The organism is Yersinia sp. 22-579 (assembly GCF_030433455.1).
Taxonomy (GTDB): domain Bacteria; phylum Pseudomonadota; class Gammaproteobacteria; order Enterobacterales; family Enterobacteriaceae; genus Yersinia; species Yersinia enterocolitica.
The window spans coordinates 134,358-146,911 of record NZ_JAUJTZ010000005.1 but is presented as its reverse complement, the minus strand read 5'-3'; the positions used below and the strand labels follow the sequence as shown (position 1 = coordinate 146,911).

Genomic DNA, 12,554 nt, shown 5'->3' with positions numbered 1-12,554 from the left:
GGAAGAATTGAGTCAGCTACTGGCTCAATAACTCTTTTACATCCAATAGGATAAACTCATTATCATCTGCCTCATTAGGCTGACGGCTGGAGGAGAATGGGAAATTATTATCGTTACCAACAATGATATGGTTCGCATCTACCACATCAACGTTTTCAATGGTAAAGAATGGGAATGTCAGTACACCATTATTTAGCGGTTTACGTGCCAGGTTCTGCGGATCTTTAATATTGAGCAGGTCAATATATGAAACTTTTTCTACTGGTTTGCCAGCGTTTTCATCAGAAAAGGCGATTTTGTAGACACGCTTGAACTTGGCTATCTGGCTAAAACACTTATCGGTCGCAGCCCCTGCTGCACAGGCTTTATCAGCTGTTCCTTCACCGTTGTCGCGTTCAATCACTAATCCATGCTTCGCATCAATCATATTGAAATCACCAATGGCGTTTTGGTTATCTTCCAGCACATATTGCCAGCTGCGCCCTGTCCACGCCTGATTTTTAACATCAAATTCCAACACGCGCAGGTAGCGTTTGCCATCAATGTTTTCAAATTTCTCACCATTCCACAGCGCACCTTCTAACATGGGATACAGCTTGCTACCATCCGGTGACACCGCCATCCCTTCAAATCCTTTTGAGCGCGCGACTTGAAAATTCTGTTTACCATCCGGAGCGCCTGGCAACGTAAGTGTTGGATTATCAGGTGATTTTACTACTTTACCATCAACCTGAGTTTCAAATACCGCTAACACTTTTCCGTTCAAATCGGTCTTAATCAGATAAGGACCGAATTCATCACCAATCCATAGTGCATCATTGGCAAACTGGAAGCTTTCGGGATCAAAATCACTGCCGGTCAGATAGCGTTTATCAGTACTCTCATTGGTGATATGGAAAGGCACTTTTTTATCAGGATCGTGCAAAAACAGAGTTTGCAGTGGCGTGACACTGCCATTTTTGAAATCAATGTCATAGTGATTGAGATACAGCATGGCGTCCGGCGAGTTAGCTTTGCTACCAAATCCATTGTCGGTCAACACCCAATAGGTGCCATCGGGCATGTGTTTTATTCCAGAGTGGCCTTGCAGTGGCTGGCCGGTGATTGGCAAACCGATTCCTGTTGGGCGATCGGCAGATTTACCGGCGACTGCGCCCAATGTATTCACACGTTGACCACTGGTGTATTTGCCACTTTGTTGTAAATCAGTCGGCGCATCAGCAGGCGCTGCAACCGTTGATTTCACTGGCAAAACCGCATGCCCGACCAGTGTTACTGGCACTTCAACAGCCTGCGCCCAAAGCGAGGTACTGAACGCGATGCTACTGGCCAGCAATGCCAATCTGAATTTTTTCATCTGCATGTTAAGTTCCCTAATTATTTTTATTGCCCAAAGGTAAAAAGCAACTTCACTATAGGGAGCCGGAATGACAGAAATATTATCCCTGTTATTCTTTATGATTGAGGCATAATCACTATAAGTATTATTCAGTTCGTCTTCATTCTCAAATAAGGTCATCTACGATGAAAGATAACGAATATCAACCACCTAAAGTCTGGACGGAAAACAATGCCAGCGGTGGTGTGTGGTCCAAAATCAATCGCCCGACTGCCGGTGCCAGATACGAAGCTGACCTGCCGGTTGGCAAACACCCCTTACAGCTGTATTCCATGGGCACGCCGAATGGTCAAAAGGTCACCATTTTGTTGGAAGAGTTGTTAGCTTTGGGCGAGAAAGGTGCGGAATATGATGCTCATCTGATTCGTATCGGTGAAGGTGATCAGTTCTCAAGTGGGTTTGTTGCCGTTAATCCAAATTCAAAAATCCCGGCCTTGATGGATCATTCAACCACCCCACCAGTTAGGGTTTTTGAGTCTGGCGCTATTCTGCTGTATTTGGCGGATAAATTCGGCCATTTCTTGCCAAAATCCCCTGCTGCCAGAACCGAAGCACTCAATTGGCTGTTCTGGCTACAAGGTGCGGCCCCTTATTTGGGCGGTGGTTTCGGCCATTTTTATCACTATGCGCCAGTGAAAATTGAATACGCCATCGACCGTTTCACTATGGAGGCCAAGCGCCAGCTCGATTTGCTCAATACACAACTCGCGACTCATGAATATATTGCGGGAGATGAGTATTCCATTGCGGATATCGCTATCTGGCCGTGGTACGGCAATCTAGTGCTGGGCTTACAATATGAAGCGGGTGAATTCTTGGATGTTAAATCCTATACTCACCTGATACGTTGGACCGAAACCATTGGTAAGCGCCCTGCTGTCCAGCGCGGTCGTATCGTCAATAAAACCTGGGGAGCGCCAGAAGAGCAGTTAGCTGAGCGCCATGATGCTTCAGATTTTGACCGACTGATAAAATAGTATATATTCCGCCCTCAAGCCTGATTTTCTCAGGGTTGAGGGCGCTTATTTAGCCCGCTGCTACCAGCAGATTGCTGATAAACGTTTGCGGGATGAATGTCTCCCTTATTGCTGCTATAAGCATTAATCACAATAAGGAACGATAATTATCCGTGCGCTGCTTTCGCCAGCGTCTCACTGATCCACTGATTGGTACTTTTCCCTGAAACTTCCGCAGCCATATTGATTGCTGAATGAATTTCTGGCGGGATGCGTAAGCTAATTTTGCCACTGGCTGGGCGCTGTGGTTCACGGCCTTGTTCGGCGCAATAGCTCAGATAGTCATCTACAGCTTCTTCAAAGGCGATACGCAAATCAGCGACGTTATCTGCATGGAAACCGATCACGTCGCGAATACCGGCAATATGACCAATCAAGCATTGATCTTCATCGCTGTATTCAATTTTTGCGGCATAATTTTTGTATGTCATTGTATTCATGGTACCACTCCTACAGCTTCAAGAAATGTTTTGGCATCACGCACTTGGTAGGCTTTCGCTTCCTTGTCAGGATGTGGCCGATGAAATGAAGCCACTATCTTATTAATTTCAAAGCGAACCCGTGAACCACTTCCTTCTGTAGCTATTGCGCCCAGCGCTATGAATAGAGATTCAATTTTACGCCACTCTAAATTTGTTGATGTCGGTGTGACAAAAATAGTTCGTAGCGTTTTGTAATGCTTAGCGTTCAATTTAATCACATTATTGTCCTTAATTTATGCGTTCCTTGCTCGCCAAAGCCCCGCCATGATATCACAAACTGATATCATGGCAAGCGTTGTGATTTATCTAATACTGGCTCAACACGCTGTTTTATTGTTTTATACCCAGTCGTTTGGCGAGACGGTGTAGGTTACCCGTATCAAGTTCAAGCGCGCGGGCGCAGGCCGACCAATTCATCCCCTTTTCCTTTAGCATTTGGGTAATCAATTGCCGTTGAAAATCACGAGTGGCAGATTGCAAATTTTGCGCAGCCGCATGTTGATTTTCGCTGAATATTTCATGCGCAACATGTGGTGTAACTGAGTCGGCAATATTAAATAACTCAGGAGATAAAAAGTATGACTCTGACGCATGTTGCGAAGCGCGAGCTAATACCGCGGCACGGTAAATTGCATGTTCCAACTCACGAACATTACCTGGCCAACGGTAATTTTCGAGCATAGATAATGTCTCGGGCGGAATACCTAACTGCTTGATGGCCAATTTCTTTCTTATTCGCTCAACAAAAAATCCTGCCAGCAGAATGATATCCCCTTTTCTTTCTCTTAAGGCAGGAACATGCAGCGGAAATACACTCAGCCGATGAAACAAATCCACGCGAAAACGCCCTTCGATAACCGATTGTTTTAAATCACAATTAGTGGCTGCAATAATACGCACATTGACCCGTTTTGTTCTGTCATCACCCACTCTTTGCAGGTCACCATATTGGATAACGCGCAGTAATTTGGCCTGAAGTACCAAAGAAAGCTCGCCAATTTCGTCGAGAAAAAGCGTTCCATTGTCAGCAATTTCAAATTTGCCGGTTCTGTCATGTATTGCGCCAGTAAATGCCCCTTTAACATGACCAAACAATTCGCTCTCAGCCACATTTTCCGGCAATGCCGCACAGTTTAAATAGATAAGTGCTTTGGCCGATCTGGGCGATAAATGGTGAATGGCTTTGGCCACCAATTCCTTCCCTACCCCGGTTTCGCCAGTAATCAGCACATTCAGCTCTGATCCGGCAACCACTTTGATTTCATGCTTAAGTTGCAATATCAGCGGCGAAAGACCAATCATCTCATCTTCTGAATGTTGGACTGCCTGCTTATGGATATTTAAAGAACTCACCGTAGGCACAGCTTGTTTCTCTAAAACATCCACTAATAGCGCATTATTCAGTGCCGAAGCGGCCAGGACACCAATCAGTTTCAGCTCTTCATCACTAAACCTGTCAAATTGGGCGGGGTTCATACTGTCGAAAGTCAACGCACCGATAAGCTCTTGATCGGCAAATAAAGGTAAACCAATGCAGGCATGAACTTTAAGTTCATCATGGCCCGGGATCAGGCCGTCGTAAGGGTCAGGAAGGTGGCTATCGGTGGGGAAACGCACCACATTACCCGCACGAGCAATGGCTTCCAGTCGAGGATGAGATGACAGTGAAAAACGCCGGCCCAGCACATCGGGTGATAAACCATCAATCGCCAGCGGGCGAAACAGCTGGTGTTCATAACGTAGTAACGCCGAAGCATCACATTGTAGTAATTGCCGTAAGCTACTGATTAGTTTCTGAAAACGGTCTTGCCCAGATAAGCCGCTTTGCAATTCAATAGCTATTTGAGCGAGCGACTGAATGGATAAACTCATGTTTTGTCATTCCGACACAGTATTAGTCTTTATGACAATAAACTGATAGTGTCATAATGACAAACTATAAATTTTAAATTAATAAAATCAATAAGATAAATCATGGCACGTACTTTGCTCTCTACAGTGAGGTTATTCATTCACTTTAGTAAAGGAACGGTTCATGGCCATTCAGGTTAAAAATAATATTAAATGGGTTGGGCAACGTGATTGGGAAGTTCGCGATTTTCATGGTACCGAATATAAAACCCTTAAAGGCACAAGCTACAACAGCTATTTGATCAGCGAAGGAAAAAACGTGCTGATTGATACCGTTGATCAGAAATTTGGCCGCGATTTTGTGGCTAACTTAGAGCGCGAGATTGATCTGAATACGCTCGATTACATTATTATTAATCATGCTGAAGAAGACCATGCTGGTGCATTAACTGAATTAATGGCACGCATCCCTCACATCCCGATTTATTGCACTACCAATGCTATCGACTCAATTAATGGACATCATCATCATCCTGAATGGAATTTCATCACCGTCAAAACGGGCGACACACTGGATATTGGCAATGGTAAGCAGCTGATTTTTGTTGAAACCCCCATGCTGCACTGGCCTGACAGCATGATGACTTACATCACCGGCGATGCAGTGCTTTTCAGCAATGATGCGTTCGGTCAGCACTATTGTGACGAGCATTTGTTTAATGATGAAGTGGACCAGATTGAGCTGTATGAGCAATGCGCTCGCTATTATGCCAATATTTTGACGCCCTTCAGTCGCTTGGTCACACCTAAGATCAATGAAATCCTTGGTTTCAATCTGCCAGTATCAATGATTGCCACCTCTCATGGCGTGGTATGGCGGGATAATCCGACCCAAATTGTGGCGAAATACCTGGAATGGGCCGCTGATTACCAAGAAGATCGTATCACCATTTTCTATGACACGATGTCAAACAATACTCGGATGATGGCTGATGCCATTGCTCAGGGGATCCATGAAACCGACCCTGCGGTGGCCGTGAAAATCTACAACATTGCGCGTCACGATAAGAATGAAATACTGACACAGGTATTCCGCTCAAAAGGTGTGTTAGTTGGCTCCTCCACCATGAACAATGTGATGATGCCCAAAATTGCCGGCATGCTTGAAGAACTGGCAGGGCTACGCTTTCGTAATAAAAAAGCGGCAGCTTTTGGCAGTTTCGGCTGGACGGGGGGCGCGGTTGACCGAATTCAAACCCGCCTGATGGATGCCGGATTTGATATTTCCCTCTCGCTAAAAATGAAATGGCGACCAGACAATGATGGGCTGGACGAATGCCGCGAACATGGGCGCAAGATTGCCCGCGAATGGGCCTTACACCCATTGAATAGCAGCACATTACCTGATACTACAACCCCAGCGATCAATGAAGAAAATAGTTCTACCGCACCAGCAGACCTCGGTATCTCGATGCAATGCAGTGTCTGTCAGTGGGTATATGACCCGGCGCTGGGTGAGCCGCTGCAAGATGTTAAACCAGGAACGTGCTGGGATGATGTGCCGGACTTCTTCCTTTGCCCGGAATGTGGATTGGGCAAATCTGTTTTCGATCCACTCTAAGGGAGGCTGTTATGGTTGAGAACATTGTGATTGTGGGTTCCGGCTTTGCTGCCCGTCAGGTAGTAAAAAACATCCGCAAACTCGACTCACAGGTAGCCATCAATATGATTGCTGCTGATAGCGGTGTTGATTATAACAAACCAGATTTAAGTCATGTTTTCAGTCGTCAGCAAAGTGCTGACGACCTGACCCGCATGTCCGCTGAACAGTTTGCGCTGGAAAATAGCCTAACCCTGCACACGGGAACCCGCATCACTGCCATTCAGCGACATAATAAGCAGGTTCAGTGTGGCGATCAGGTATTTCAATATCACAAACTGGTGTTGGCAACAGGTGCCACAGCAATGCTGCCACCGATTGCGGGTAATGAGTTGATCTGTACATTTAACAGTCAAAATGAGTACCGACAGCATCAAGAAGCATTACAACAAGCCCGCCGTATCTTGGTATTAGGCGGTGGTCTCATCGGTGCGGAGCTGGCGATGGACTTGCAGCGTGCGGGCAAGGGTGTGATTTTGCTGGACAAAGCGCATAGCCTGCTGGCCTCTGTCCTGCCCGTAGAAATCAGCAGCCGTTTGCAATATAGCTTCAGTCAGAGGGGCATCACCCTGGTTTTTAATAATGAACTGCACAGTATTGAAAAAGTGGCGGATGGGTTGCAGGTAGCACTCCATTGCGGCCACCGCTATCGCGTAGATGCGGTTATTGCCGCGATGGGATTACAGCCGGAAACATCTGTTGCGGCAGCCGCAGGGCTTGATATCGGACGCGGTATCAAGGTTAACCAACAGCTACAAACCTCGGATCCAGATATCTTTGCTATTGGCGATTGCGCTGAGATTGGCGGGAAAGTGTTGCCCTTCTTGCAGCCCATTCTGGTCTCTGCCATGACACTCGCGAAAAACCTGTTGGGAGGCGCGCATTGCCTTAAGCTTCCAGCGATGTTGGTCAAAGTCAAAACGCCAGATTTGCCATTATATTTCGCGGGCGAAACCCAGCGCCATGACCTCAACTGGGAAATTAATTTAACGCCACAAGGAATGATTGCGCGCGCAACAGACAACCAGCATCAATTGCGTGCTTTTGTGGTCAGTGAAGAACACACCCAACAGGCATTTTCACTGCTACGCGAGTTAAACCTGTAACACTTAGGACGCTAACCCCCCGCCACCGGTGTAGGGGGTTTTCCCGGCAATTTTCATCACTTCAGCTCCCAACGTCACAAACGGAGCACGCCTGCTGGCATAGATAATCCCGCCCGCTTTGGCCCGCACCGCTTTAACCGTATCAGTAATCGGATCAATTATTTCAGCGACGACTTCATCCTTTGTCACCCATTCGCCCGGCTGACGCAATAGCAACAGCAAACCACTGGCGGGCGCATTGACGATTTCCCCGGCGGAAAAAGGCAACATCACCACCTCGCGCTGCGGAATTTCAGGAACAACCCCCGCAATAGCGCCACGATGTTGTAAATATTGATAAATACGCTCGGCATCCGCGCTGGCCAGCGGATGACTGACATCCTGTTGCCCACGTAATTCCACCGTCACGGCCATACAGGCGGGGGCCAGGTTAGGATAATGTGCAGCTAGCCTATGCCACGGCAAGCCACAGGCCTCATCAAACGAACCGCCACCGCTATCTTGTGACAGTAGCACGGTGTCGATATGCAAAAACCGTGCAAGCACATCCACTGCTGCTCGCCAGGCCGGATCCGCATACAAATGCAAAATAGCGCGGTCATCGCAATGCAAGTCCAGCACCAAATCAGCATCACAGGCCAGCATCAGCAAATGTTGGCGCAAAGCATCCACTTCACTGAGTGCGGGCAAATCCTGTAATGCATCGGCCATCGCGCGGCGTATCTGTTGCGGCGTCGTCTCTTTTTCGCTTGATGCCACCGCCCCTGGCCGTTGTGAGACTAATTTAGCCAAATCAGGGAAATCACGATTAAAATTGCGGCCACTGACCAAATCAAAACGGCCTATTCCACTGTTTAGCAGCACTTGTGCAATACCTACCGGGTTAGCTATAGGCACAATAATTATTTCACTCTGAATTTCTCCGCGCCGTTCCGCCTGACTCAGTAATCTTTTAAGATAATGTAATACCAGCATTCCGGGCAGTTCATCGGCATGTAGGCCAGCCTGTAGGTAGATTTTCTCGCCCACACCCGGCTGGCCGAAATGAAAACTGGTTAATTGACGCTGCCCACTTAGGGCATGTTCAGGTAACTTATGATTATTGATTTTCATTGGACGTCCTATCTGTGGAAAAGAAACCCCGGCTTGACCGAATTGACAAAAAAATCCTTGAAATCCTGAGCCAGGATGGCCGTATCTCTTATCAGAAGTTGTCCGAGCAGGTCAATTTGACCGCCCGCCCCTGTTTGGAGCGCGTTCGGCTGTTGGAGCGCGCCGGTATTATCCGTGGTTACAGTGCGATTATTGAGCTACCGGAACCTGAGCATGCTTTTGTTATCCAGGCACAAATTGCCTTAGCCGACCACGGGCACTCTCAAGCGGCCTTCGAGCAAGAAGTGCGTAAAACGCCAGAAGTGCTGGATTGCTGGTTGGTCGGCGGTAGTTTTGATTTTCTGGTGCGCATTGGCTGTCGCAACATGGAGCACTACCGACTACTGGCTGACACCTGGCTCACCAGCAAAAAATTCCGCGTCGATAAAATCGTCACCATCACCGAGTTACAAGCTATCAAACGTGCTTAAAGCTGGATTGCCCGCTGGATTCAATCGTGGCGGGCAAAGGCCAACCAGCGCCGTTCCGCGCGTGAAAACAAAAAAATCAACATAAAGGTACACAGCAAATACAGCGCAGCCGCCATCAGAAACGGAATAAACGGCGAATAAGTGGCTGCATAGAAAGCCCGTGCCACACCGGTGATATCAAGCAATGTGACGGTACTGGCCAGTGAGGTGGCATGCAGCAAGAACACCATTTCATTATTCAATGCCGGAATACCGCGGCGTAATGTCGCTGGTAATACCAAACGGCGAATGATTTGCCACTGACTCATACCAAAGGCTTCGCCAGCCACCCACTCCTGACGCGGGAAGGTCACCATCATGCCCGCCAATAGCTCCGCAACATAAGCGCTGGTATTGAGCACCAACGCCAGTGTGGCGCAGAAAGTCGCATCACGGAACAGCAGCCAAAAGGGTTGGTCGTCCTGCCAGCCTAACTGCACGATGTCAAACTGCGACAGACCATAGTAGATGAGCATGAGTTGCAGGTAGAGTGGCGTGCTACGAAAGAAATAAGTCACACTGCGAATCAACCAGGCCAGCGGACGTGGGCCGAATGCTTGCCCGACAGCCATCACCAGCGCCAGCAGTAAACCGGGCACGACTGACAGCAAAAATAACTTGGCAGTCACCGCCAGACCGGTCATATCAGAACCGTCGCTATAGAGGAATGTCGGCACCGCTTCCATGATGGTTTGCAGATTCATGAACGCACCCTCGCCGCCGTTGAGGTTGACAGTGCATAACGCTGCGCCAACAGGCTAAAGCCCCAACTGGACAGCGCGGTAATCACCATATAAATCATCGCCACCAGGAAGTAGAACAGGAAAGGTTTTTGTGTTGCGCGCCCTGCCTGCTCGGCCAGCCATACCATATCTTCCAATCCCAAAATCGAGATCAAGGCAGAAGCTTTCATCAAACCGAGCCAGTTATTATTGATGCCGGGAATAGCAAAACTGAGCATTTGTGGCAGCATAATCCGCCGAAACACTTGTCCGGGGCGCATGCCGTAAGCCACAGCGGCTTCCAACTGACCGCGATCTACGGTTTGAAAAGCGCCACGGAAGGTTTCGGTGTAATACGCACCAAATACAATGCCGATTGCCAGCACGCCGGAAACAAAAGTATTGAAGCGAACCGGCCCCAACCCCAGCAGACCAAGAAAACCATTTACCAACATTTCGCCGCCAAAAAAGAGCAGCAGCATAATGACCAGTTCGGGAATACCACGCACTAATGTGGTGTAGCCGGTAGAGATCCAACGTAGCCAGCGCGGGCCAAACAGCTTGATAACCGCATTGATCAGGCCGAGTGCCAGTGCGACGGCCAGTGACAACAGCATCACGCACAGTGATAAGCCCGCCCCTTGTGCCAGTAACGGCAAATAGTCTGCGACCATTATCGACCTCCCAAGGCTAACAAACGACAACCGGGCATGTGTGCCAGCGCCCGGTTGTGGCAAAAGTCACGGCAAAAAATCACTCGCCGTAAATATCGAAACTAAAATACTTTTTCTGAATGGCGTCGTAAGTACCATCAGCACGAATAGCTTTTATGGCCCCATTCAGTGCATCGCGCAAGGCCGGGTTATCTTTACCGACGGCGATACCCACATCAGATGAGATGGTTTCGTCTTGAATAACCGGCCCGGCAAAAGCAAACTTCTGCCCGCGTGGCGTATCAATAAAGCTACTGGCGGCCTGAATATTATCCTGTAGCGAGGCGTTGATCCGCCCTGACATCAGATCCAGATAGACATTATCCTGATTGGCGTAAGAGACAATTTTGACCCCTTGCCCACCCCAATGTTTTTTGGCGTAAGTTTCATGAATGGATCCGGTCTGCACTCCGACAGTTTTCCCTTTCAGACTGGCAACATCAGGTGACAATGGGCTGCCTTTGCGTGCCACTAATTGTGCCGCACTGCGGTAGTAGCGATCGGTAAAGTCGACTTCTTTTTTGCGCTCATCAGTAATACTCAGCGAGGCAATAATGGCATCGAACTTACGTGCATTCAGCGCGGCAATCATACTTTCAAAAGGTTGTTTGACGAACACACACTTGGCATGCAGGTTGTCACATAATGCATTGGCGATATCAATATCAAAACCGGTGATCTCGCCGCTGGGTGCCAGCACATCAAACGGTGGATATCCGCCGTCCACACCAAAACTGATAGTTTCTATCGTCTGAGCCGCTACGGGAGCGGAAAGTATCAAGCCAGTCAATAATGCAGCGAATGTCTTTTTCATTATTAAAATCCCGGTGTTGGCAAAGATCAGAAACGAAGTGAGAGGCAGGTCAAGCCGCCATCCATTTTTTTAAATTCACTGGTATCAAGTTGGATAATAGGCATCCCCAGTTTTTCAATTTGCGCCAAGGTATCAGGATAACCTTGCGGCGTAATCAGTGTATCGTTGATCCATAAGGTATTACCGGCGTAAGACTCCGCGTCGGTAATCACAATAGTGTTAAAGCCAGCAAAGGCCGGATGGTGTTGGTAATCCTCGGTTAGCAACAAGGTGTTGCGGCCCACGTAGTTCACAATGGATTTCAGGTGCAGACCGGCGCTCACTTCAATGGCGGTCACTTGATAACCATAGCGCCCAACCGCAGCAGTAAACTCGCTAATTCCCGCTTTATCGGTGCGCGACGTCAGCCCGATAAAGAACTGTTTATCGACTAATAACACATCACCGCCATCAAGATGCCCCTGATGACTCATGCGAAAAACAGGGCGATCGGTGAACAGTGGCTCAATGGTGTCTACTTCGCCCTGGCGACTTGGCGCTCCGGGGTGAGTTATCACTGCCAGTTCTGGCATTACCACCGCCGTATCTTCGACAAAGTGAGCATCTGGGAAGGCCGGAGCCGCCGGTAATATGGTCACTTTCAGGCCAAGTCGCAGCAAAGTATCGACATAAGCCAGAAATTGTTGGCCGGTGGCGGCAATATCCGGTGCGCCCAATTGGGATGTTGTCTGGCCGCTACCACAGGTGTCAGCAGGAAGTCTGGCAATGGCTTGAGTAAAATGCATAAGCGATTCTCTTGATTGGGAGCGAAACTATTGATCTGATTATTAAACAGATACTGTCACCAATCAGGTTGAATCAGCCCGTTGCGACTATACATTTACGCTGTTTATAATTTCCCGCACGACCTATTCCGCTGTCAGCAAAATGAAACCACCGATCCCCATACGCTTTAGTTATATACTGAATGATATGATTCAAACTGTTTGTATTGATTTAACCAAGGGCTTCAGATGAAAACATTAACCCTCGTGATGCTCACACTATTACTGGTCGCCTGTGCCAATACTGGCCATGTTGGGGTGAGTGGCGGTTCAAGCGGCATCTCGAGTATCAGTATTGGTACTGGCGTTCGCCGGTAGGCTGGTTTCCCAGCCCCGACTGTTGGC

The 12,554-nt window shown here is 48.2% G+C and carries 14 protein-coding genes; 5 read left to right on the top strand and 9 right to left on the bottom strand.

The genetic code is table 11. The annotated features are described in order from the left end of the window. Positions 1-16: 16 nt before the first annotated feature. Positions 17-1,363 (bottom strand): esterase-like activity of phytase family protein, encoded by a 1,347-nt coding sequence (locus QSV56_RS07920; RefSeq protein WP_050157831.1) that lies wholly within the window; start codon positions 1,361-1,363, stop codon positions 17-19. Positions 1,364-1,524: 161 nt separating this feature from the next. On the opposite strand from QSV56_RS07920, the gene yghU reads away from it, so the two are divergent. After that, entirely contained in the window at positions 1,525-2,376 is an 852-nt protein-coding gene (gene yghU, locus QSV56_RS07915; protein WP_219649227.1) for a glutathione-dependent disulfide-bond oxidoreductase, read from the top strand. 146 nt (positions 2,377-2,522) lie between these two features. Here yghU and QSV56_RS07910 read toward each other — a convergent pair whose 3' ends face one another. The 3 genes from QSV56_RS07910 to norR all read right to left on the bottom strand — a co-directional run bounded on the left by QSV56_RS07910 (position 2,523) and on the right by norR (position 4,769). Beyond that, positions 2,523-2,855 (bottom strand): type II toxin-antitoxin system HicB family antitoxin, encoded by a 333-nt coding sequence (locus QSV56_RS07910; RefSeq protein WP_050334130.1) that lies wholly within the window; start codon positions 2,853-2,855, stop codon positions 2,523-2,525. Beyond that, positions 2,852-3,115 (bottom strand): type II toxin-antitoxin system HicA family toxin, encoded by a 264-nt coding sequence (locus QSV56_RS07905; RefSeq protein WP_080358043.1) that lies wholly within the window; start codon positions 3,113-3,115, stop codon positions 2,852-2,854. Before QSV56_RS07905 ends, QSV56_RS07910 begins: the two co-directional genes overlap by 4 nt. A gap of 112 nt (positions 3,116-3,227) precedes the next feature. Next, a complete protein-coding gene (gene norR / locus QSV56_RS07900) occupies positions 3,228-4,769 on the bottom strand; it encodes a nitric oxide reductase transcriptional regulator NorR (protein ID WP_019079421.1) in 1,542 nt (513 codons plus the stop codon). A 163-nt stretch (positions 4,770-4,932) separates the two neighbouring features. On the opposite strand from norR, the gene norV reads away from it, so the two are divergent. Then, entirely contained in the window at positions 4,933-6,369 is a 1,437-nt protein-coding gene (gene norV / locus QSV56_RS07895) for an anaerobic nitric oxide reductase flavorubredoxin (RefSeq protein ID WP_301211809.1), read from the top strand. Between the two features lie 11 nt (positions 6,370-6,380). Continuing rightward, complete coding sequence (gene norW, locus QSV56_RS07890) at positions 6,381-7,514, top strand: NADH:flavorubredoxin reductase NorW (protein WP_046694997.1); 1,134 nt, start codon at positions 6,381-6,383, stop codon at positions 7,512-7,514. 3 nt (positions 7,515-7,517) lie between these two features. Here the strand turns inward: norW and QSV56_RS07885 are convergent, their stop codons facing one another. Beyond that, positions 7,518-8,627: a succinylglutamate desuccinylase/aspartoacylase family protein gene (locus QSV56_RS07885; RefSeq protein ID WP_046694998.1), complete on the bottom strand. Its 1,110-nt coding sequence runs from the start codon at positions 8,625-8,627 to the stop codon at positions 7,518-7,520. A gap of 14 nt (positions 8,628-8,641) precedes the next feature. Here QSV56_RS07885 and QSV56_RS07880 point away from each other — a divergent pair, with 14 nt between their 5' ends. Continuing rightward, positions 8,642-9,097 (top strand): Lrp/AsnC family transcriptional regulator, encoded by a 456-nt coding sequence (locus QSV56_RS07880; RefSeq protein ID WP_005165550.1) that lies wholly within the window; start codon positions 8,642-8,644, stop codon positions 9,095-9,097. A 20-nt stretch (positions 9,098-9,117) separates the two neighbouring features. Here the strand turns inward: QSV56_RS07880 and QSV56_RS07875 are convergent, their stop codons facing one another. From QSV56_RS07875 to QSV56_RS07860, 4 genes are all read right to left on the bottom strand, one after another. Continuing rightward, entirely contained in the window at positions 9,118-9,840 is a 723-nt protein-coding gene (locus QSV56_RS07875; protein WP_019083111.1) for an ABC transporter permease, read from the bottom strand. Continuing rightward, complete coding sequence (locus QSV56_RS07870; RefSeq protein WP_046050927.1) at positions 9,837-10,532, bottom strand: ABC transporter permease; 696 nt, start codon at positions 10,530-10,532, stop codon at positions 9,837-9,839. Before QSV56_RS07870 ends, QSV56_RS07875 begins: the two co-directional genes overlap by 4 nt. A 79-nt stretch (positions 10,533-10,611) precedes the next feature. Continuing rightward, entirely contained in the window at positions 10,612-11,385 is a 774-nt protein-coding gene (locus QSV56_RS07865; RefSeq protein WP_013649902.1) for an ABC transporter substrate-binding protein, read from the bottom strand. Positions 11,386-11,411: 26 nt separating this feature from the next. Next, complete coding sequence (locus tag QSV56_RS07860) at positions 11,412-12,170, bottom strand: dimethylarginine dimethylaminohydrolase family protein (RefSeq protein ID WP_046050928.1); 759 nt, start codon at positions 12,168-12,170, stop codon at positions 11,412-11,414. A gap of 228 nt (positions 12,171-12,398) precedes the next feature. On the opposite strand from QSV56_RS07860, the gene QSV56_RS07855 reads away from it, so the two are divergent. Beyond that, positions 12,399-12,527, top strand: a complete 129-nt coding sequence (locus QSV56_RS07855; protein WP_258018744.1) for a hypothetical protein — start codon at positions 12,399-12,401, stop codon at positions 12,525-12,527. Positions 12,528-12,554: the final 27 nt, after the last annotated feature.

Coding starts and splice junctions, on each gene's coding strand:
- QSV56_RS07860 (WP_046050928.1), bottom strand. CDS start 12,170: ATGCATTTTACTCAAGCCATTGCCAGACTTCCTGCTGACACCTGTGGT.
- norR (WP_019079421.1), bottom strand. CDS start 4,769: ATGAGTTTATCCATTCAGTCGCTCGCTCAAATAGCTATTGAATTGCAA.
- QSV56_RS07875 (WP_019083111.1), bottom strand. CDS start 9,840: ATGAATCTGCAAACCATCATGGAAGCGGTGCCGACATTCCTCTATAGC.
- QSV56_RS07885 (WP_046694998.1), bottom strand. CDS start 8,627: ATGAAAATCAATAATCATAAGTTACCTGAACATGCCCTAAGTGGGCAG.
- norV (WP_301211809.1), top strand. CDS start 4,933: ATGGCCATTCAGGTTAAAAATAATATTAAATGGGTTGGGCAACGTGAT.
- QSV56_RS07855 (WP_258018744.1), top strand. CDS start 12,399: ATGAAAACATTAACCCTCGTGATGCTCACACTATTACTGGTCGCCTGT.
- yghU (WP_219649227.1), top strand. CDS start 1,525: ATGAAAGATAACGAATATCAACCACCTAAAGTCTGGACGGAAAACAAT.
- QSV56_RS07865 (WP_013649902.1), bottom strand. CDS start 11,385: ATGAAAAAGACATTCGCTGCATTATTGACTGGCTTGATACTTTCCGCT.
- QSV56_RS07910 (WP_050334130.1), bottom strand. CDS start 2,855: ATGAATACAATGACATACAAAAATTATGCCGCAAAAATTGAATACAGC.
- norW (WP_046694997.1), top strand. CDS start 6,381: ATGGTTGAGAACATTGTGATTGTGGGTTCCGGCTTTGCTGCCCGTCAG.
- QSV56_RS07870 (WP_046050927.1), bottom strand. CDS start 10,532: ATGGTCGCAGACTATTTGCCGTTACTGGCACAAGGGGCGGGCTTATCA.
- QSV56_RS07920 (WP_050157831.1), bottom strand. CDS start 1,363: ATGCAGATGAAAAAATTCAGATTGGCATTGCTGGCCAGTAGCATCGCG.